Annotated in this window: 18 protein-coding genes; 10 read left to right on the top strand and 8 right to left on the bottom strand. The window is 70.1% G+C overall.

The window, feature by feature from the left end; genetic code table 11:
- Entirely contained in the window at positions 1-2,589 is a 2,589-nt protein-coding gene (nirB, locus tag ACV7NM_RS21715; protein WP_463411828.1) for a nitrite reductase large subunit NirB, read from the top strand.
- The gene (nirD, locus tag ACV7NM_RS21710; protein ID WP_463411827.1) at positions 2,586-2,924 is read left to right on the top strand and encodes a nitrite reductase small subunit NirD; all 339 of its coding nucleotides are present in this window, start codon (positions 2,586-2,588) and stop codon (positions 2,922-2,924) included. The genes nirB and nirD overlap by 4 nt, the downstream gene beginning before the upstream one ends.
- 22 nt (positions 2,925-2,946) lie before the next feature.
- On the opposite strand, the gene ACV7NM_RS21705 is transcribed toward nirD, so the two are convergent.
- The 4 genes from ACV7NM_RS21705 to dusB form a co-directional block, all read right to left on the bottom strand.
- Positions 2,947-3,357, bottom strand: a complete 411-nt coding sequence (locus ACV7NM_RS21705; protein ID WP_463411826.1) for a VOC family protein — start codon at positions 3,355-3,357, stop codon at positions 2,947-2,949.
- Between the two features lie 170 nt (positions 3,358-3,527).
- The gene (locus tag ACV7NM_RS21700) at positions 3,528-4,580 is read right to left on the bottom strand and encodes an ArsR/SmtB family transcription factor (protein ID WP_463411825.1); all 1,053 of its coding nucleotides are present in this window, start codon (positions 4,578-4,580) and stop codon (positions 3,528-3,530) included.
- Positions 4,581-5,023: 443 nt separating this feature from the next.
- Entirely contained in the window at positions 5,024-7,732 is a 2,709-nt protein-coding gene (gene ppdK / locus ACV7NM_RS21695) for a pyruvate, phosphate dikinase (protein WP_463411824.1), read from the bottom strand.
- Positions 7,733-8,108: 376 nt separating this feature from the next.
- Positions 8,109-9,251 (bottom strand): tRNA dihydrouridine synthase DusB, encoded by a 1,143-nt coding sequence (dusB, locus tag ACV7NM_RS21690; protein WP_463411823.1) that lies wholly within the window; start codon positions 9,249-9,251, stop codon positions 8,109-8,111.
- A 64-nt stretch (positions 9,252-9,315) separates the two neighbouring features.
- On the opposite strand from dusB, the gene ACV7NM_RS21685 reads away from it, so the two are divergent.
- From ACV7NM_RS21685 to ACV7NM_RS21670, 4 genes are all read left to right on the top strand, one after another.
- Positions 9,316-10,722, top strand: coding sequence for an MFS transporter (locus ACV7NM_RS21685; RefSeq protein WP_463411822.1), 1,407 nt, complete (start codon positions 9,316-9,318; stop codon positions 10,720-10,722).
- A gap of 123 nt (positions 10,723-10,845) precedes the next feature.
- Complete coding sequence (locus ACV7NM_RS21680; RefSeq protein ID WP_463411821.1) at positions 10,846-11,901, top strand: aldo/keto reductase; 1,056 nt, start codon at positions 10,846-10,848, stop codon at positions 11,899-11,901.
- Positions 11,902-11,922: 21 nt separating this feature from the next.
- Positions 11,923-12,516, top strand: a complete 594-nt coding sequence (locus ACV7NM_RS21675) for a TetR/AcrR family transcriptional regulator (RefSeq protein WP_136215639.1) — start codon at positions 11,923-11,925, stop codon at positions 12,514-12,516.
- A 190-nt stretch (positions 12,517-12,706) separates the two neighbouring features.
- Positions 12,707-13,420: a VC0807 family protein gene (locus ACV7NM_RS21670; protein WP_463411820.1), complete on the top strand. Its 714-nt coding sequence runs from the start codon at positions 12,707-12,709 to the stop codon at positions 13,418-13,420.
- 93 nt (positions 13,421-13,513) lie between these two features.
- On the opposite strand, the gene ACV7NM_RS21665 is transcribed toward ACV7NM_RS21670, so the two are convergent.
- A complete protein-coding gene (locus tag ACV7NM_RS21665; RefSeq protein ID WP_136215641.1) occupies positions 13,514-14,896 on the bottom strand; it encodes a glycine--tRNA ligase in 1,383 nt (460 codons plus the stop codon).
- 154 nt (positions 14,897-15,050) lie between these two features.
- On the opposite strand from ACV7NM_RS21665, the gene ACV7NM_RS21660 reads away from it, so the two are divergent.
- Genes ACV7NM_RS21660 through ACV7NM_RS21645 form a run of 4 tightly spaced genes read left to right on the top strand, consistent with a single transcriptional unit; the run spans position 15,051 to position 18,182 of the window.
- Complete coding sequence (locus tag ACV7NM_RS21660; protein WP_463411819.1) at positions 15,051-16,016, top strand: metal ABC transporter substrate-binding protein; 966 nt, start codon at positions 15,051-15,053, stop codon at positions 16,014-16,016.
- 32 nt (positions 16,017-16,048) lie between these two features.
- Complete coding sequence (locus tag ACV7NM_RS21655) at positions 16,049-16,843, top strand: metal ABC transporter ATP-binding protein (protein ID WP_463411818.1); 795 nt, start codon at positions 16,049-16,051, stop codon at positions 16,841-16,843.
- Positions 16,843-17,709 (top strand): metal ABC transporter permease, encoded by an 867-nt coding sequence (locus ACV7NM_RS21650; RefSeq protein WP_463411817.1) that lies wholly within the window; start codon positions 16,843-16,845, stop codon positions 17,707-17,709. The genes ACV7NM_RS21655 and ACV7NM_RS21650 overlap by 1 nt, the downstream gene beginning before the upstream one ends.
- A gap of 50 nt (positions 17,710-17,759) precedes the next feature.
- Positions 17,760-18,182 carry a Fur family transcriptional regulator gene (locus tag ACV7NM_RS21645; protein WP_463411816.1) on the top strand — a complete coding sequence of 141 codons (423 nt, stop codon included), beginning with the start codon at positions 17,760-17,762 and terminating at the stop codon, positions 18,180-18,182.
- Positions 18,183-18,206: 24 nt separating this feature from the next.
- Here the strand turns inward: ACV7NM_RS21645 and ACV7NM_RS21640 are convergent, their stop codons facing one another.
- From ACV7NM_RS21640 to recO, 3 genes are all read right to left on the bottom strand, one after another.
- Complete coding sequence (locus ACV7NM_RS21640; protein ID WP_463411815.1) at positions 18,207-18,734, bottom strand: hypothetical protein; 528 nt, start codon at positions 18,732-18,734, stop codon at positions 18,207-18,209.
- 75 nt (positions 18,735-18,809) lie between these two features.
- The gene (locus tag ACV7NM_RS21635) at positions 18,810-19,634 is read right to left on the bottom strand and encodes an isoprenyl transferase (protein WP_463411814.1); all 825 of its coding nucleotides are present in this window, start codon (positions 19,632-19,634) and stop codon (positions 18,810-18,812) included.
- 11 nt (positions 19,635-19,645) lie between these two features.
- Complete coding sequence (recO, locus tag ACV7NM_RS21630) at positions 19,646-20,392, bottom strand: DNA repair protein RecO (protein ID WP_463411813.1); 747 nt, start codon at positions 20,390-20,392, stop codon at positions 19,646-19,648.
- Between the last annotated feature and the right edge of the window lie 34 nt (positions 20,393-20,426).

The raw sequence follows: 20,426 nt of genomic DNA, 5'->3' as shown, positions 1-20,426 counted from the left end.
ATGGCCGCAGTCCCGCCCACGCCCACCCCCGCAGCCGGCCCCGCCGGTCCCGCGCCCGCGCCCGCCGCCGGCCCCGCCCTCGTGCTCGTCGGCCACGGCATGGTCGGCCAGCGCTACTTGGAGGCCCTCGCCGAGCGCGGGATCACCGGCACGCACCGCGTCACCGTCCTGTGCGAGGAGCCCCGCCCGGCCTACGACCGGGTCCACTTGACCTCCTACTTCTCGGGCAGCACCCCCGAGGACCTGTCGCTGACCCCGGACGACTTCATGGCCCGGCACGGGATCGACCTGCACCTCGGCGACCCCGCCGAGACCGTCGACCGCGAGGCCCGCACCGTCACGTCCCGCTCCGGGCGGGTGTTCCCGTACGACGTCCTCGTCCTCGCGACCGGCAGCTACCCCTTCGTGCCGCCCGTGCCCGGCAAGGACGCCCCCGGCTGCTTCGTGTACCGCACCATCGAGGACCTCCTCGCGATCGAGGCGTACGGGAAGGGCCGCACCGACGGCGCCGTCGTCGGCGGTGGGCTCCTGGGCCTGGAGGCGGCCGGCGCGCTGCAAGGGCTGGGACTGGCCACCCGCGTCGTGGAGTTCGCACCGCGCCTGATGCCCGTGCAGGTCGACGACGGCGGCGGCGCCGCGCTGCTGCGGACCATCGAGTCCATGGGCCTGATCGTCCACACCGGCGTCGGTACCCAGGAGGTCCTCACCGGCGAGGACGGCTCGGTGAGCGGCATGCGCCTGTCCGACGGCTCGACCGTCAGCACCGACCTGGTCGTCTTCTCCGCCGGCGTCCGCCCCCGCGACCAGCTCGCCCGAGAGTGCGGCCTGACGGTCGGCGAGCGCGGCGGGATCTCCGTCGACGCCCGCTGCCGCACCTCCGACCCCCGGGTGTACGCCATCGGCGAATGCGCGCTGGCCGCCGACGGCCGGGTCTACGGCCTGGTCGCCCCCGGCTACGAGATGGCCGAGACGGCCGCCGACGACCTGCTGGGCCGCGACCGGGAGTTCACCGGGGCCGACCTGTCCACCAAGCTCAAGCTGCTCGGCGTGGACGTGGCCTCCTTCGGCGACGCCCACGGCGCGACCCCCGACTCCCTGGACGTCGTCTACTCCGACTCCCGCTCGGGCGTGTACAAGAAGCTGGTCGTCTCCCCCGACGGCGTGCTGCTCGGCGGGGTCCTCGTCGGTGACGCCGATTCCTACGGCTTGCTGCGCCCGCTCACGGGCAGCGTTCCGCCCGTCACCCCAGAGCAGCTGGTGCTGCCCGCGGGCATCGGCCCGGCCGCCCAGCTCGGGCCGTCCGCACTGCCCGACACGGCGGTGATCTGCTCCTGCCACAACGTGACCAAGAAGGAGATCACCGCCTGCTCCTCGCTCCCCGAGGTCAAGAAGTGCACCAAGGCCGGTACCGGCTGTGGCGGCTGCCTCAAGGTGATCGGCCAACTGTTGCCCGCCGCGGCCGACAAGGGGCTGTGCGGCTGCTTCCCGTACACCCGCGCCGAGCTGTACGAGATCGTCCGCACCCGCCGCCTGACCTCCTACCGCGAGATCCTCGACGGCCACGGCCGCGACGGCGCCCGGGGCGGCGAGGGCTGCGAGGTCTGCAAGCCGGCCGTCGCCTCGATCATCGCCTCGCTGGCCGCGACGCTGGGCGCCAGCGGCTACGTGCTGGACGGGGAGCAGGCCGCCCTCCAGGACACCAACGACCACTTCCTCGCGAACATGCAGCGCAACGGCTCGTACTCGGTCGTGCCCCGCATCCCGGGCGGTGAGATCACCCCCGAGAAGCTCATCGTGATCGGCGAGGTGGCCCGCGACTTCGGCCTCTACACGAAGATCACCGGTGGCCAGCGGATCGACCTCTTCGGGGCCGCGGTCGACCAGCTCCCCCGCATCTGGGCGCGGCTGGTGGACGCCGGCTTCGAGTCCGGGCACGCCTACGGGAAGGCACTGCGCACGGTGAAGTCCTGCGTGGGCCGGACGTGGTGCCGCTACGGGGTGCAGGACAGCGTGCGCATGGCCATCGACCTGGAGCTGCGCTACCGGGGCCTGCGCTCACCGCACAAGCTGAAGTCGGCGGTGTCCGGCTGCACCCGCGAGTGCGCGGAGGCGCAGAGCAAGGACTTCGGGGTCATCGCGACGGCGAACGGCTGGAACCTCTACGTCGGCGGCAACGGCGGAGCCACCCCGCGCCACGCCGACCTGCTCGCCCAGGACCTGTCGGACGCGGAACTGGTCCGACTCATCGACCGGTTCCTGATGTTCTACATCCGCACCGCAGACCGCCTGGAGCGAACCTCGACCTGGCTGGAGCGGCTGGAGGGCGGCCTGCCCCACCTGCGGGACGTGATCGTGCACGACTCGCTCGGCCTGTGCGCGGAGCTGGAGTCGCTGATGGCCGACCACGTCGCCCACTACCGCGACGAATGGGCCGAGACCCTCCAGGACCCCGAGCGGCTGAGCCGGTTCGTGTCCTTCGTCAACGCGCCCGGCGCCCCCGACCCGACCGTGCGGTTCGTGCCGGAACGCGACCAGGTCAAGCCCGACCTGACCGTTTTGACCCTTGAGCCCGTGGGAGGCAACCGGTGACCATCGAGTTGGAAGTGAACGGCGGCTGGCTGACGGTGTGCGAGCTGTCGCAGCTGACCCCGGGGCGCGGGGTCGCGGCCCTGCTGCCCGACGGGAGTCAGGCCGCGGTGTTCGTCGACCGCGCGGGTCGCGCGTACGCCATCGGCAACCGGGACCCCTTCACCGGCGCCCAAGTGCTCGCCCGGGGGCTGGTGGGCGCGGTGACGGGACGCCCCTTCGTGGCCTCTCCGCTGCTCAAGCAGCGGTTCGACCTGGAGTCGGGGCGCTGCCTGGACGACGACGCGGTGGCGGTCCGGACCTACCCGGTGCGGACCGCCGTGACCTCGCCCGCCTGAGCCCCCCCCTCGCGGGTCGGGACTACTGGCCCTGGACCGCCGCCGGGTCCATCCACATGATCTCCCAGGTGTGGCCGTCCAGGTCCTCGAAGGCGCGCCCGTACATGAAACCGTGGTCCTGCGCGGCGCGGGGCTCGGTGCCGCCCGCGCCGACGGCCGCGTCGACGAGCGCGTCCACCGCGTCGCGGCTCTCGGCGCTCAGACACAGCAGGGCCTCGGTGGTGGTGGAGGTGTCCGCGATGGCCTTGTGGGTGAAGTCCTTGAAGCGGGCCTCGGTCAGCAGCATCGCGCAGATGGTGTCGCTGATGACCAGGCAAGCGCCGTTCTCGTCGCTGAACTGCGCGTTGCAGGAGTAGCCGAGCTTGCCCCAGAAGGCCTTGCTCGCCTCCAGGTCCTTGACGGGCAGGTTGACGAAGATCATGGTGGCGGACATCTCGGTTCCTCTTCTGTCGTGGTGGTGCGTGCGAAGGGGTAGACCGGGCCGCCCCGCGAAACTCATCGCCACCGGGAAAGGTTTCTCCGGCCCGTTCCTCCGTCGCTCCTCTCCCCCGGGCTCCCCGCCACCACCGTCAGGACGCCACCGCGCTCAAGACGCCACCGCGCTCAGGACGCCACCGCACCGCCCTTCAGCAGTGCCGCCCCCAGCGGGGTCACGGTGTGCAGGACGGCGTTGCCCCGGCGCAGGGTGGTGACCAGGCCCGCCTCCCGCATCACGCAGGCGTGTTGGCTCGCGGAGGCCAGCGACACCCCGGCCCGGCGGGCGAGTTCGCTGGTGGTGGCTCCGTCACCGATGGCCCGCAGCACCACCGAGCGTGTGTGTCCGACGAGCTTGCCCAACGTCCGCTGACGCTGCTCCTCCGCCGGGCGGGCGGCCTCCCCCTGGGCGGGGGCCGAGGCGAGCTGCGCCGCGGCCGGGTACACGAGGACCGGCGGCAACTCCGGGTCGTGCAGGGTGACGGCGGTGCGGCGGCAGAAGAAGGACGGCTGGAGCAGCAGTCCGCGTCCCCGCAGGCGCACGTCCCGGTCCACCGGGTAGTCGCACTCCAGGACCGGCGCCCGCCACCGCAGCATCGGCGGCAGCGACGCGAGCAACTCGTCCGCGCCGCCGTCCAGCAGCGCGCGGCCCCGGGCGGCCCGCTCGGCCTCGATCTGGGCCTGGATGTGCGTCCAGTAGGGCTCCACGGCCACCCGGTGATACGCGCGTAGCTCGGCGAGCACCCTCGGCATGTGCTTGGCCGCGTCGTCCATGAACTCGCGCAGTCGGCGCGGGACGAGGGTGTCGCACCCGCCGCTCGCGCCCGCGGGCATGCCGAACGCCGCGCCGACGCGCGCTCCCGCGCCGAGCAGCGACAGCTCGCGCCGTACCCGCTCGGGGCGTATGCCGCGCAGCGCGTCGAGGCCGACGTCCCACCCGTACTGCCCCTCGACCGGGGTCAGGAAATCGGGGAAATAGCCGCGACCCGGTATCAGCGCACCGAGGAGCCTTGTTTCACTATTCAACCGGGTACGGGTTTCCGTACGCCATTCACCGAACAACCGGGCATCTCGCCGATCCCTTAAGCGGTGAAAGCTGAGAATCGTTTCCCACAACGCATCGGGACGTGCTGCCATCCGTACGCGTGCGAGGTCCACTCCCGTGAAATGGATACGAAGCACCGAACCCCCACCTGTGCAACCGCAATCCCCCCGCCCCATGAGTATGCACGCCGTCACACGTGGTCACCACGCCCTTTCAGCCACAGTTGAAACCCCTTTCGGCAGGAGCGTGACAACCGAAATCCTGTACTCCGCCGGGCACACTCCAGTGCGACCGAAACGCTCCGTGAAGGCCGTGGGGGGCTTTGCGGGGCCTGGCGGTCGGTCGCACAGGGAAGCGCCGACGTGCCTGGCGATAGGCGGCAGGCGGTGGACGGGTGGGGATCCGTCCACCGCCTGGTGCCGTAAAGGCGACTTGGTTGAATACGGTCCTTGAACGCAAAGCAGGCTGCGCCCGCTTCCGGGGGTCAGGGAAACCGGAAGCAGGCGCAGCCTCAGGAACCGGTGCCGCCCGGCCGGGTTCGTGCCCGGCCGAGCCGCGCCGGAACCCGGCACGGGGGGGCTCAGCGGCTGTCGGAGCCCTTCGACTCGGCGGCCGCGCGGCCGGCCTCCAAGCGCGCCACCGGAATCCGGAACGGCGAGCAGGAGACGTAGTCGAGGCCGACCTCGTGGAAGAAGTGCACCGACTCGGGGTCGCCGCCGTGCTCGCCGCAGACGCCGAGCTTGAGGTCGGGGCGGGTGGCCCGGCCGGCCTCGACCGCGCTGCGGACCAGTGAGCCGACACCGTCCTTGTCGATGGTCTCGAAGGGCGAGACCCCGAAGATGCCCTTCTCCAAGTAGGCGGTGAAGAAGCTGGCCTCGACGTCGTCGCGGGAGAAGCCCCACACCGTCTGGGTCAGGTCGTTCGTGCCGAAGGAGAAGAACTGCGCGGCCTCGGCGATCTGACCGGCGGTCAGCGCGGCGCGCGGCAGCTCGATCATCGTGCCGATGCTCAGCTTGAGGCTGGTGCCGGTGGCGGCCTCGATCTCGGCGATGACCTGGTCGGCCTCCTCGCGGACGATCTCCAGCTCCTGGACGGTGCCTACGAGCGGGATCATGATCTCGGCGCGCGGGTCGCCCTTGGCGTTCTTGCGCTCGGCCGCGGCCTCGGCGATCGCCCGGACCTGCATGGCGAACAGGCCGGGGATGACCAGGCCGAGACGGACACCGCGCAGACCCAGCATCGGGTTTTGCTCGTGCAGCTTGTGCACGGCCTGGAGCAGGCGCAGGTCGTTCTCGTTGGCGTCCTTGCGGGACTCGGCGAGGGCGACGCGCACCGACAGCTCGGTGATGTCGGGCAGGAACTCGTGCAGCGGCGGGTCCAGGAGACGGACGGTGACGGGCAGCCCGTCCATCGCCTCGAACAGCTCGACGAAGTCCTTCTTCTGCAGCGGGAGGAGGGCACTGAGTGCCCCTTCGCGCTCGTCGTCGGTGTCGGCGAGGATCAGGCGCTCGACCATCTCGCGGCGCTCACCGAGGAACATGTGCTCGGTGCGGCACAGGCCGATGCCCTGGGCGCCGAAACGACGGGCGCGCGAGGCGTCCTCGGCGTTGTCGGCGTTGGCGCGCACCCGCAGCCGGCGCACGCGGTCCGCGTAGGCCATGATCCGGTGCACGGCGGCGACCAGCTCGTCGGCGTCGTCGGCGCCGGCGTGCATGCGGCCCTCGAAGTACTCGACCACGGGGGACGGTACGACGGGTACCTCGCCGAGGTAGACCTTGCCGGTGGAGCCGTCGATGGAGACGACGTCGCCCTCTTCGATGACCGTCCCGCCGACCGTCATGCGGCGGCGCTTGGTGTCGACTTCGAGGTCCTCGGCGCCGCAGACGCAGGTCTTGCCCATGCCGCGGGCGACGACGGCGGCGTGGGAGGTCTTGCCGCCGCGGGACGTCAGGATGCCCTCGGCGGCGATCATGCCGTCCAGGTCGTCCGGGTTGGTCTCACGGCGGATCAGGATGACCTTCTCGCCGGAGCGGGACCACTTGACGGCCGTGTACGAGTCGAAGACGGCCTTGCCGACCGCCGCGCCCGGGGAGGCGGCGATACCGCGACCGAGCAGCGTGGTCTTGGCGTCCTCGTCGAAGCGGGGGAACATCAGCTGCGCGAGCTGGGCGCCGTTGACGCGCTGGAGGGCCTCGGCCTCGTCGATCAGGCCCTGGTCCACGAGCTGCGTCGCGATGCGGAAGGCGGCGCCCGCGGTGCGCTTGCCGACGCGGGTCTGGAGCATCCACAGCTGGCCGCGCTCGATGGTGAACTCGATGTCGCAGAGATCCTTGTAGTGGGTCTCCAGCGTCTCCATGATCGTCATGAGCTGGTCGTAGGAGGCCTTGTCGATGCCCTCCAGGTCCGCCAGCGGGACGGTGTTGCGGATGCCCGCCACGACGTCCTCGCCCTGCGCGTTCTGCAGGTAGTCGCCGTAGACGCCCTGGTGGCCGGTGGCGGGGTCGCGGGTGAAGGCGACACCGGTGCCGGAGTCCGGGCCGAGGTTGCCGAAGACCATGGAGCAGATGTTGACGGCGGTGCCCAGGTCGCCGGGGATGCGCTCCTGGCGGCGGTAGAGCTTGGCGCGGTCGGTGTTCCAGGAGTCGAAGACCGCCTCGACGGCTAGGTCCATCTGCTCGCGGGCGTCCTGCGGGAACTCGCGGCCGGCCTCCTTCGCCACGATCTTCTTGAAGACCTTGACGAGCTTCTTGAGGTCGGCGGCGTCGAGGTCGGTGTCGACGGTGACCTTCTTGGCGGCCTTGGCGTCGTCGAGCGCGTCCTCGAAGAGCTCGCCCTCCACGCCCAGAACGGTCTTGCCGAACATCTGGATGAGGCGGCGGTAGGAGTCCCACGCGAAGCGCTCATCGCCGGCCTGGGTGGCGAGACCGACCACGGACTCGTCGGAGAGGCCGATGTTGAGGACGGTGTCCATCATGCCGGGCATCGAGAACTTGGCGCCGGAACGCACGGAGACCAGCAGCGGGTCGTCCGACTGGCCGAGCTTCTTGCCCATCTTCGCCTCAAGGGCCGCCAGGTGGGCGCTGACCTCGTCGCGCAGCGCGGCCGGGGCCTCACCGCTTTCGAGGTAGACCTTGCAGGCCTCGGTGGTGATGGTGAAGCCGGGAGGCACCGGGAGGCCAAGGTTGGTCATCTCGGCGAGGTTGGCTCCCTTGCCGCCGAGAAGGTCCTTGAGGTCGCGGTTTCCCTCGGTGAAGTCGTAGACGAACTTCTGATCTTTGTTTTCCGACACGGGTCTCGACTCCTCGAGGACTCGGGTGGCTGCCCTGACGGCCAGGAACATACCCAGATCGAAGGCGTCTGGGTATGTCCACTTAGGCGTCATGCGGCTGTAACCACCCGTGTGCCAGCCAATCGAAAGTAACCGATAAGTAATGCCGACCGGCGCGCAGCGTTCACATCCCGAAGGGGGGAGGGGCTCTTGAGGCCTTCCTGTGCTCGAATGAGCGATCATCGATACATTTGCGTTCACCACTTGAACGCACAAAGGGTGGCACCCAGTGCCACCCTTTGGAAGTCATACCCGTGACTTAAGTGCTCATCTGAGCGAAACCTCTCCCATGCGTGGCGTATATCACGCTACACCGAGGGCGATTTGTCGGCTGCCGTCAGCCTCCGGAAGTGTCCAGCTCGGCGTCTTCGGTCACACCGGCGCAGTCGTACGGATCTTTCAACCAGCCCTCGGGCAGGACAACTCGGTTGTTTCCGGACGTCCGGCCCCGCGGACCGTCGGCGCTCTCGGGCCAGGACTGATCCAGATCAAGCTCGCTCAGATGAGCGTCCAGTTCGGCGAGGGAAGAGGTCACCGCGAGCTTCTGGCGCATCTCCGATCCCACGGAGAAGCCCTTGAGGTACCAGGCCACGTGCTTACGGAAGTCGATCACCCCGCGCGCCTCGTCGCCGATCCACTCGCCCAGCAGCTGGGCATGGCGGTGCATGGTGGCCGCGACCTCGCGCAGCGTGGGCTTGTGGAAGTCCTCGGGGCGCCCCTCGAAGGCCGCGACCAGGTCGTTGAACAGCCACGGCCGCCCCAGACAGCCGCGCCCGACGACCACACCGTCACAACCGGTCTCGCGGACCATGCGCAGCGCGTCCTCGGCGCACCAGATGTCGCCGTTGCCGAGCACCGGGATCTCCGGCACGTGCTCCTTCAGGCGCGCGATGGCGTCCCAGTCGGCGGTACCGCCGTAGTGCTGGGCCGTGGTGCGCCCGTGCAGGGCGATGGCGGTGACGCCCTCCTCGACAGCGATCCGGCCGGCGTCGAGATAGGTGAGGTGCTCGTCGTTGATGCCCTTGCGCATCTTCATGGTGACGGGCAGGTCGCCGGCGCCGGCCACGGCCTCGCGCAGGATCGCGCGCAGCAGGTTTCTCTTGTAGGGGAGGGCCGAGCCGCCGCCCTTGCGGGTGACCTTCGGGACCGGGCAGCCGAAGTTGAGGTCGATGTGGTCGGCGCGGTCCTCCTCGACGATCATGCGGACCGCCTTGCCGACCGTCGCGGGGTCGACTCCGTACAGCTGGATCGAGCGGGGCTTCTCGGTCTCGTCGAAGTGGATCAGCTGCATGGTCTTCTCGTTGCGCTCGACCAAGGCGCGCGTCGTGATCATCTCGCTGACGAACAGCCCCTTGCCGCCGCTGAACTCGCGGCACAGGGTGCGGAAGGGGGCGTTGGTGATACCGGCCATGGGTGCGAGCACCACCGGGGGCTGCACGGTGTGCGGGCCGATCGCGAGGGGCGGGGGGAGCGTGGTCATCCCCCCATTGTGGCCCAGCCGGGCCGCGTCCCGCATTTCATTAGTTAGGCGTACTATCTGAGTCATGCGCACCCTGAGCCCCAGGCGTCGCGGTCTCGTGCTGGCCATTTGCTGCATGAGCCTGCTGATAGTCAGCCTGGACACCACCGTCCTGAACGTCGCGCTCCCCTCCATCAGGGAGGACTTGCACGCCTCGGTCGCGGGGATGCAGTGGACCATCGACGCGTACACGCTGGTCCTGGCATCGCTGCTGATGCTGGCGGGGTCCACCGGCGACCGGATCGGGCGTCGCAAGGTGTTCGCCACGGGGCTGATCGTCTTCACGGCGGGCTCGGTGCTGTGTTCGTTGGCGCCCAGCCTGGAGTGGCTCATCGCGTTCCGGATGGTCCAGGCCGTGGGCGGGTCGATGCTCAACCCGGTGGCCATGTCGATCATCACCAACACGTTCACCGAGCCCAAGGAGCGCGCCCGCGCCATCGGCCTGTGGGGCGGGGTCGTCGGCATCTCCATGGCCGCCGGGCCGCTGATCGGCGGCCTGCTGGTGGACTCGGTCGGCTGGCGGTCCATCTTCTGGGTCAACCTGCCCGTCGGGCTCGCGGCCCTCGCCTTGACCCTGCGCTACATCCCCGAGTCCCGCGCCGAGCACCCCCGCCGCCCGGACCCGGTCGGTCAGCTGCTGGTCGTGGCGCTGCTGGGGTCGGTGACGTACGGGATCATCGAGGCCCCGTCGGCCGGGTGGAGCTCGCCGACGGTCCTCGGGTGCGCGGTGATCGCGGTGGCGGCCCTGGTGGGGCTGCTCGTCTACGAGCCGCGGCGGGACGAGCCGTTGATCGACCCGAGGTTCTTCCGCAGCGCCCCGTTCAGCGGGGCGACCGTGATCGCGGTGAGCGCCTTCGCCGCCCTGTCGGGGTTCCTGTTCCTGAACACCCTCTACCTCCAGGAGGTACGCGGGCTGGACGCGCTGGAGGCCGGGTTGTACATGCTGCCGATGGCGGCGCCGGCCTTCTTCTGCGCGCCGCTGTCGGGGCGGCTGGTCGGCGCCGTGGGGCCGCGGCTGCCGCTGGTGGTCGCGGGGACCGCGATGGGGGCGAGCGGGCTGCTCTTCGCGGTGTTCTCGGCGGAGGGGTCGGACCCGCTGATGTTCGCCGGGTACGTGCTCTTCGGGATCGGGTTCGGCATGGTCAACGCGCCGATCACCAACACGGCGGTGTCCGGGATGCCGCGCGCCCAGGCAGGGGTGGCGGCGGCGGTGGCGTCGACCAGCCGGCAGACCGGGGGGACGCTGGGCGTGGCGGTGATCGGCGCGGTGCTGGCGGCCGGACTCTCCGGCGGGGGCGGCTTCGTCGCGGCGGCCCTGCCGGCTTGGTGGATCATCACGCTGTGCGGGGCGCTGGTCCTGGGGGTGGGCGTTGCCACGACCGGCGGCTGGGCGCTGCGCACGGCGAAGCGAACGGCCCACGCCCTGGGCTAGAGCGTCTCCTTCGGGCCGTCCCCGACCCGCGGCGACCCGCGACACCGCGCCCCCGCCGCCGCCTAACAACCCTGACGAGTGACAGATATTGAAATCTGTCACTCGTCATGCCATTCTCGTTGCATGACCACCAACGAGAACACCCGGACAACCGCCACGACGACCCTCGGGGCCACCGGCCCCGCCGTCTTTCCGCTCGGGCTCGGCTGCATGGGCATGTCCGCGCTGTACGGGGAGGCCGACCGGGCCGAGTCGATCGCGACCATCCACGCCTACCTGGACGCCGCCCCCGAGGGGACGGACCCGCTGCTCGACACGGGCGACTTCTACGGCATGGGCCACAACGAGCTGTTGATCGGCGAGGCCCTGCGCACCGCGCCCGCCGCGCTGCGCGCGCGGGCGTTGACCAGCGTGAAGTTCGGCGCCCTGCGGACGGTCGAGGGTGGCTTCACGGGGATAGACGGTCGGCCGGAGGCCGTGAAGAACTTCCTGGCCTATTCGCTCCAGCGGCTGGGCCGGGACCACGTCGACATCTACCGGCTCGCCCGCCTGGACCCGAACGTGCCGATCGAGGAAACGGTCGGCGCCATCGCCGAGGCGGTCGAAGCCGGGCACGTGCGGCACATCGGGCTCTCGGAGGTCGGTGCGGACACCCTGCGTCGGGCCGCCGCGGTGGCCCCGATCGCCGACCTCCAGATCGAGTACTCGCTGATCTCGCGCGGGATCGAGGCGGAGATCCTGCCGACCGCGCGTGAACTCGGCATAGGCATCACGGCGTACGGGGTGCTCTCCCGGGGTCTGATCAGCGGTCACTTCAGCCGCGACCGCCGGCTGGCACCCGGCGACTTCCGCGGGATGAGCCCCCGTTTCCAGGGCGAGAACCTCGACCGGAACCTCGATCTGGTGGAGGCCCTGCGCAAGGTGGCGCAGGAGAAGGGAGTGAGCGTCGCGCAGACCGCCATCGCGTGGGTGCTCGCCCAGGGCCCGAGGCATCAGGTCGACATCGTCCCGCTGGTGGGTGCCCGGCGCCGGGACCGGCTGGAGGAGGCGCTGGGCGCCCTGGAGGTGGGGCTGAGCGCGGCCGATGTGGCCGCCATCGAGGCTGCGATACCCGCCGGGGCCGCCGCCGGCGAGCGTTACCCGGCGGCGCAGATGGCCCACCTCGACAGCGAGCGCTGACCGGGCGGTACGGTCGTACTCATGCCCTCCGCTGCTGCCGAACCCCTGACCCCCGAGCGCATCCTCGCGACCACCGAGGAGGTGCTGCGGCGCTTCGGCCCGACCAAGGCGACGGTGGTGGACGTGGCGCGCGCCCTGGGTGTCAGCCACGGCAGTGTCTACCGGCACTTCCCGTCGAAGGCGGCGCTGCGCGAGGCCGTCACGGACCGTTGGCTCGCCAAGAGCGTCGTCCGGCTGGAGGAGATCGCCTCGGCTCCGGCGGAGCCGGCGCCCTCCAAGCTGGAGGCCTGGCTGGAGGCGCTCTTCGAAGCCAAGCGGCACAAGGCGGGCGACGACCCGGAGCTGTTCGCGACGTACACGGTGCTCCTCGCCGAGAACAGCGGGGTGGTGGACCACCATCTGAGCGAGCTGATCGGACAGTTGACCCGGATCATCTCCGAGGGGGTCGCGGACGGGACGCTGGCCGCGCGGGACGTTCCGGCCGCCGCTCGCGCGGTCTTCGACGCCACCGGGCGTTTCCATGATCCGCAGTACGCGGCCGACTGGCTCTCGCCCACGATCATCGCGGAGTTCGAGGCGGTCACCTCGTTGGTCATCCGGGGTCTGCGGGCCTGAATCAGCGCCCTGGCCTGCCGTACCGACCCGTACCGACCCGTACCGCCCACCTGCCGATCGTCCGCCTGGGCCGGACTGGCTCATTCCGGCCCGACTTGGTGATCATTTGGGCCGGGGGGCTCTGTCACGGCCCGCACGCCCTGCCCTGGGCTCCCCCCGAACACGCCATCAGTGATCCTCAGGGGGAAGCATGTCCACATCGGAGCCGCAGGTCAGTCGCCCGGCGCCACCCGCACGGTCGACCGGCGCCGCCGCGATCGGCTGGATCTTGACCATCGGTCTCAACGTGGTCGCACCGATCATCACCTACAACCAGCTTCAGGACCACGGCTGGAGCGAGTTCAGCGCGCTGCTGGTCAGCGGCGCCTGGCCGGTGCTCGACAGTGCGATCAGCGTGGCCTGGCGCCGCAAGCTCGACGAGTTCGCCATCGTCACCTTGGTGTTCCTGGTCATCACGGCCGTGGTCTCCCTGGTCGGCGCGCACTCCGCCCGCGCGCTGCTGATCAAGGACTCGTGCGTCACCGGGCTGTTCGGGCTGCTGTGCCTGGTCACCCTGCTCACCCCGCGGCCGCTGATGTTCTACTTCGGCCGCAAGTTCGCCACCGACGGCACCCCGGAGAGCACCGCCTGGTGGAACGGCCTGTGGCAGTACGAGGGTTTCCGCCGGACGATGACCGTCATGACCACGGTCTGGGGCGTGGCGTACCTGGCCGAGGCCGGGGTGCGCGTCGCGCTGACGTACATCCTTGACACCGACACGATGGTCACGGTCAGCCCGATCATGATCTACACGGTGCTCGGAGTGCTGGCCCTGTGGACCGCCCGCTACGGCAAGCGTTCCCAGGCCGAGGGCGAACGCCGCGCGGCGCAGGCGGCCGCCGCCGCCCACGCGCGGGCCGTCTGACAGCGAAGGCCGGCGCCGGCGGACAGCCGTACGGAAAACGAAGGTGGCCCGGTGCGCACAGCGCACCGGGCCACCGGCCTTACAGGCCGGGAACTAGCAGCCGAGCAGGCGGCTGCCGAGGTAGCTCTGGATCTGGTCCAGGGAGACGCGCTCCTGCTTCATGGTGTCGCGCTCGCGCACGGTCACCGCGTTGTCGTCCAGGGTGTCGAAGTCGACGGTGACGCAGAACGGCGTACCGACCTCGTCCTGGCGGCGGTAGCGGCGGCCGATGGCGCCCGCGTCGTCGAACTCGATGTTCCAGTTCTTGCGCAGGTCGGCGGCGAGGCCCTTGGCCTTCGGCGACAGCTGCGCGTTGCGGGACAGCGGCAGGACGGCGACCTTGATCGGGGCCAGGCGCGGGTCGAGGCGCATGACGGTGCGCTTCTCCATGACGCCCTTGGCGTTGGGGGCCTCGTCCTCGTTGTACGCGTCGAGCATGAAGGCGAGCATGGCGCGGTTGACACCGGCCGCCGGCTCGATGACGTACGGGGTGTAGCGCTCGCCGGCCTCCTGGTCGAAGTACGACAGGTCCTGGCCGGAGGCGGCGGAGTGGGCCTTCAGGTCGAAGTCCGTGCGGTTGGCCACGCCCTCCAGCTCGGAGAACTCATTGCCGCCGAAGTTGAAGCGGTACTCGATGTCGGCGGTGCGCTTCGAGTAGTGGGACAGCTTCTCCTTCGGGTGCTCGTACCAGCGGATGTTCTCCTCGCGGATGCCGAGGTCGCGGTACCAGTTCCACCGCTCGGCCATCCAGTACTCCTGCCACTGCTCGTCCTCGCCCGGCTTGACGAAGAACTCCATCTCCATCTGCTCGAACTCGCGGGTGCGGAAGATGAAGTTGCCGGGGGTGATCTCGTTGCGGAAGGACTTGCCCATCTGCGCGATGCCGAAGGGGGGCTTCTTGCGCGAGGTGGTCTGCACCGTGGCGAAGTTGGTGAAGATGCCCTGGGCGGTCTCGGGGCGCAGGTACGCCTTGGAGCCGGTGTCCTGGGTCGGGCCGAGGTGGGTCTCCAGCATGCCGGAGAACTGCTTCGGCTCGGTGAACTGACCCTTCACACCACAGTGGGGGCAGTTGATGTCGGCGAGACCGTTGGCCGGCGGACGGCCGTGCTTGGCCTCGTACGCCTCTTCCAGGTGATCCGCGCGGTGACGCTTGTGGCAGGCGGTGCACTCGGTCAGCGGGTCCGAGAAGGTCGCGACGTGACCGGAGGCCTGCCAGACCTCGGGGGCGAGGATGACGGAGGAGTCGAGGCCGACGATGTCCTCACGCCCGGTGACCATGGCCTTCCACCACTGGCGCTTGATGTTCTCCTTGAGCTCGACACCGAGCGGGCCGTAGTCCCAGGCAGCCCTGGAGCCGCCGTAGATCTCACTGCACGGGAAAACGAAGCCACGGCGCTTGCTCAGGCTGACGATGGTTTCGATCTTGTCGGCGGCCACGGTGCTCTCTTCATTACGAGGACGAACGGCGAAGCCTTTAGGTTACCGGCGCCCGCACCCCCCGGTTCAAATCGGGGACCCCTTCAACGGCCTCCCGCGGGCCACCCACCAGGCTTTTTGACAATCGTTTCCATCTTTGATGAAAATGGATGTCATGAACGTACGACGACTCATACCGACCGCCGCCCTCGCGGGAGCCGTGGCCTTCGCGGCGACGGCACTCACCGCCTGTTCCGGCGCCGCCGTCGCGGACGGCGGCAAGGACGGCAAGCTCGGTGTGATGGCGTCTTTCTACCCGCTGCAGTATCTCGCCGAACAGATCGGCAAGGACCATGTGAAGGTCGACACCCTGACCAAGCCGGGCGTCGAACCGCACGACCTGGAGATCAGCCCGAAGCAGACCGCCCGGCTCGGCGAATCCGACGTGGTGCTGTACCTCAAGTCGCTCCAGCCCGGCGTCGACAAGGCCGTGGCCCAAGCCGGCGTGAAGAACACCGTCGACGCCGCCACCCTCACCAAGCTGGAGAAGCACGCCGCCTCCGGCCACGACGACCACGCGGTCGAGGGCGAGGAGGGCGGCCACGAACACGGCGAGGCCGGCGCGGACCCCCACGTGTGGCTCGACCCGATCAAGTACGCCGAGATCGCCAAGGGCGTCGGCGCCGCGCTGCGGAAGGCCGACCCCGCCCACGCCGCCGACTACGCGAAGAACACCGACGACCTGGTGACCAGGCTGACCGCGCTGGACGGCGAGTACAAGAACGGCCTGGGCAACGTGGCCTCCAAGACCTTCATCACCACCCACGCCGCCTTCGGCTACCTCGCCGAGCGCTACGGCCTCGACCAGGAGGGCATCTCCGGCGTCGACCCCGAGTCCGAGCCCAGCCCGGCCCGGATGAAGGACCTCCAGGCCATCGCGAAGAAGGACAATGTGTCCACCGTCTTCTTCGAGACCCTGGCCAGCGACAAGACGGCCAAGACCCTCGCCTCCGACACCGGCCTCAAGACCGACGTCCTCGATCCCCTCGAGGGAATCACCGACAAGTCGCAGGGCGCTGACTACTTCGAGGTCATGCGGTCGAACCTCAAGAACCTGCAGAAGGCGCTCGGCACCAAGTAATGACAGCAGTAGCAGCAACGGAGGCGCGAGCCATGGAGTCCGGCACAGCCGCATCGGCGATCGAGCAGCCCGTCATATCCCTGCGCGGGGCCACGGCCTCGCTCGGCTCGCGCACCGTGCTGCGCGGGGTCGACCTCACCGTCCGGCGCGGCGAGGTCGTCGCCCTCCTCGGCGCCAACGGCTCGGGCAAGTCCACGGCCGTCCGCGCCGTCGTCGGTCAGGTCCCGCTCACCGACGGCGAGCTCTCGCTCTTCGGCAGCGACTTCAAGCGCTTCCGCCAGTGGTCGCGCATCGGCTACGTCCCCCAGCGCACCACCGCCGCCGGCGGCGTCCCCGCCACCGTCCGGGAGGTCGTCTCCTCCGGCCGGCTGGCCCGCTCCCGCTTCGGCATCCTGCGCAAGACCGACCGGATCGCCGTGGAACGCGCGCTCGACCTCGTCGACATGGGTCCGTACGTCGACGCCTCCGTCAACGCCCTCTCCGGCGGGCAACACCAGCGCGTGCTCATCGCCCGCGCGCTCGCGGTCGAGCCCGAGCTGCTGATCATGGACGAGCCGATGGCCGGCGTCGACTTGGCCAACCAGGAGGTCCTCGCCAAGGCCGTGCGCCGCCAGGTGGCCGCCGGTACGACCGTCCTGCTCGTCCTGCACGAGCTGGGCGCCCTGGAACTGCTGATCGACCGGGCCGTCGTCCTGCGCGACGGCTGCGTCGTGCACGACGGCCCGCCGCCGCAGGCGGTCGGTCAGCACGCCCTGCCCGGCCACGACCACGTACACCCCCACGCGGCGCACGACGCCGAGCCCCTGCGGACGGGACTGCTGAGCTGATGGACCTCCTCCACTACCCCTTCATGGTGCGGGCCCTGATCGCCGCCGCCCTGGTCGGCATCACCGCCCCCGCGATCGGCACGTACCTCGTCCAGCGCCGCCAGGCCGTCATGGGCGACGGCCTGGGCCACGTCGCCATGACGGGCGTCGCCCTCGGCTTCCTGCTCGACACCAGCCCGGTGTGGATGGCGACGGCGGTCGCCGTCCTGGGCGCCGTCGCCATGGAGATGATCCGCTCGCGCGGAAAGACCAGCGGCGACGTCGCGCTCGCGATGCTCTTCTACGGCGGCCTCGCCGGCGGTGTCCTGATCATCAACATGGCTCCCGGCGGCTCCACGACCAACCTGGTCAGCGCCATGTTCGGCTCGATCACCACGGTCTCGCCCCAGGACGTGACCGCCGTCGTGATCCTGGCGGCGTTCGTCATCGCCGTGACCATCGGTCTGCGCAGGCAGCTCTTCGCCGTCTGCCAGGACGAGGAGTTCGCCCGCGTGACCGGCCTGCCGGTGCGCGCCCTGAACCTGTTGATCGCGATCACCGCCGCGATCACCGTGACCGTCGCGATGCGCATCGTCGGCCTGTTGCTGGTCAGCGCCATGATGGTGATCCCGGTCGCCGCCGCGCAGCGCCTGACGCGCGGTTTCGCCGCCACGCTGGGCCTGGCCATCGCGATCAGCCTGACCGTGTCCCTGACCGGAACGGCGGCGACGTACTACATCGACGTGCCCTCGGGCGCCACGATCGTGCTGCTCGCCATCGGCGTCTTCATGGTCATGACCGCGCTGTCGACGCCGCTCGCGCGGCGCCGGGCAAAGGCGGCCAGGGCGGCCGAAGAGGTCTGCACACGCGACGACGTGAAGGTCTAGCCGTTCGGCGGCCTGGCACAATGGGGCGAGGCCGACACGAGGAGGAACCGGTGGCGACTGCGCCTGGCGAGACCGCGCCAGTACGAGGACGATCCACCCGGCAGCGTGCCGCCGTGGCGGCGGCCCTGGACGAGGTGGACGAGTTCCGCAGTGCCCAGGAGCTGCACGACATGCTCAAGCACCGCGGCGACTCCGTGGGCCTGACCACCGTCTACCGCACCCTCCAGTCCCTCGCCGACGCCGGCGAGGTGGACGTGCTGCGCACCAGCGACGGCGAATCCGTCTACCGGCGCTGCTCCACGGGCGACCACCACCATCACCTGGTGTGCCGCAAGTGCGGCAAGGCGGTCGAGGTCGAGGGCCCGGCGGTGGAGAAGTGGGCGGAAGCCATCGCGGCCGAGCACGGCTATGTGAACGTCGCCCACACGGTGGAGATCTTCGGCACCTGCTCGGACTGCGCGGCCGCCGGCTAGCGGGGCACGGCCGGCGGGGCCCGGCTAGATCCGCCGCAGGTTCCGGTCGAGGATCGCCCGGAGCCGGTCGATGTCGGCCGGGTCCTGGGCGCCCCGCTTGGGCAGGATGGTGAACGCGACGGCCCTCTTGGTGTCGCTGAGCAGTGCGAACACCCCGTCCGTCTCCACGTACGTCGGCTGCGCGACCCAGCGGACGTGGGTGTCGCAGGTCGCCGCCACCACGTGGACCCCGGAATCGTCGATGACGGCCCGCGTCTCCCCCGCCTTCTCCAGCAGCCCGCCGAAGGCACGGGCGGTGAGCCGGGGGTTGAACAGCGTGATCACCCACATCGTCACCCCGCCCGTGATGAAGCCCATCGCGGCGGGGAGGTGGCCGCCCTGCCTGATCAGCAGGACGGCGAAGAGCACCGCCGTCGTCCCGATCGCCAGGATCACCCACCGGTTGACGCGACCCGATGTGGTCCGCGCCCTGCGGGCGCGCAGTACCTCCGCGACGTCCGTCGTGGTGGTCCGGTAGACGAGCTCGACCGCCTGATCTGCTGCTATGTCCATGACACCGAACCCTACGGCCGGGGGTGCTCCGGGCCAGACCGGGCCCCCGCCCGGAGCACGGACGGGGCGGCCGGGTCAGCGGGGGGTGTTCGGGGCCGGCTGGTTGGGGACGGCGCCGCCGAAACGGCGGTCGCGCTGGGCGTACTCCAGGCAGGCGCGCCACAGGTCGCGGCGGTCGAAGTCCGGCCACAGCACGTCCTGGAAGACCATCTCGGCATACGCGCTCTGCCAGATCAGGTAGTTGGAGGTGCGCTGCTCGCCGCTCGGTCGCAGGAACAGGTCCACGTCGGGCATGTCCGGGTAGTAGATGTACTTCGCGAAGGTCTTCTCGTTGACCTTCGCGGGGTCCAGCTTGCCTGCGGCGACGTCCCGGGCGATGGCCTGCGCCGCGTCCGCGATCTCGGCGCGGCCGCCGTAGTTGACGCAGAAGTACAGGGTCATCGCGTCGTTGTCGACGGTCTGCTCCTGCGCGATCTGGAGCTCCTGGACGACCGACTTCCACATCTTCGGCATCCGGCCGACCCAGCGGATGCGGATGCCGAGCTCGTTCATCTCGTCCCGGCGACGGCGGATGACGTCCCGGTTGAAGTTCATCAGGAAGCGGACCTCGTCGGGCGAGCGCTTCCAGTTCTCCGTCGAGAAGGCGTACAGGGACAGGTTCTTGACGCCCATCTCCAGGCAGCCCTTGAGCACGTCGAGCACGACGCCCTCGCCCACCTTGTGGCCCTCGGTGCGCGGCAGGCCGCGCTCCTTGGCCCAGCGGCCGTTGCCGTCCATGACGACCGCGACGTGGTTGGGGACGAGCTCGCCGGGGATCTTCGGCGGGCGCTCACCGGACGGGTGCGGCTCGGGAACCTTGTACTCGCGGCGAGAGCGTCCCAGAATCCCGCGTCGTGCCATGTGCCCAGCTCCTATTTCTCGACGTATCGCAGGGAGCGTAGCCCGCGCTCCAGATGCCAGTGCAAATAGGCCGAGACCAGCCCGCTGCCCTCCCGCACGTGACGCGCCTCGCAGGCGTCCGCGTGACCCCAGTCGCCCGTCAGCAGCGCGCTGAGCAGAGCGATGGCCTCCGACGAGGGTACGACGCTGCCCGGCACCCGGCAGTCCCCGCATACGACGCCGCCGGCGGCGACGGAGAAGTGCCGGTTGGGGCCGTGGATACCGCACTTCGCGCAGTCCTCGAAGCTCGGCGCGTAGCCGTTGACGGCCAGCGAGCGGAGCAGGAAGGCGTCCAGGATGAGGTGGGCGTCGTGTTCGCCGCGCGAGAGCGTGCGCAGGGCGCCGATGAGGAGCAGGTACTGCTGGACGGCCGGCTCGCCCTCGTTCTCGGTGAAGCGCTCGGCGGTCTCCAGCATCGCGGTGCCGGCGGTGTAGCGGGCGTAGTCGGTGACGATGCCGTTGCCGTACGGGGCAATGATCTCGGTCTGGGTGCACAGCGGGAGGCTGCGGCCGACCAGGTCACTGCCGCGTGCGAAGAACTGCACGTCGGCGTGGGAGAAAGGTTCCAGCCTGGCGCCGAACTTGGACTTCGTACGCCGCACCCCGCGCGCGACGGCCCGCACCCGGCCGTGGCCTCGGGTGAGGAGCGTGATGATGCGGTCCGCCTCACCCAGCTTCTGGGTGCGCAGCACGATGCCGTCGTCGCGGAACAGACTCATGGCCCCATTGTCCCCCGTGCGGGGACCCGGTCGG

This window comes from Streptomyces sp. Tek67B01 (genome assembly GCF_055231995.1).
Note: the sequence above shows the minus strand (reverse complement) of the source record. Positions and strands in the feature narration are given on the sequence as shown.